The organism is Bacillus sp. SIMBA_008 (assembly GCF_046535495.1).
Lineage (GTDB): Bacteria > Bacillota > Bacilli > Bacillales > Bacillaceae > Bacillus > Bacillus subtilis.
Map to the genome: position 1 here is coordinate 1 of NZ_JAWRWL010000367.1, position 277 is coordinate 277.

1 protein-coding gene is annotated in these 277 nt (G+C 44.4%); it reads left to right on the plus strand.

The genetic code is table 11. From position 1 onward, the window contains the following. The coding region (locus SB658_RS23630) for an AMP-binding protein (RefSeq protein WP_410602735.1) at nt 1-277 on the plus strand (277 nt) is incomplete at both ends.

Here is a 277-nt window from a genome sequence, read left to right on the forward strand (position 1 = left end):
GGAGTGGTCATCCCACACCAAAATGTCATACGTCTTCTGACATCTACTGAACATTGGTTCCATTTCGATGAAGAGGATGTTTGGACAATGTTCCATTCGTATGCCTTTGATTTTTCAGTTTGGGAAATATGGGGACCCCTTTTATATGGCGGTCGGCTTGTCATTGTTCCTCATACCATCTCTCGTTCTCCAGAAGAGATGCTGCAGCTTCTAGTCGATGAAGGTGTGACTGTGCTTAATCAAACACCTTCTGCCTTCTATCAGCTCATGCAGATAG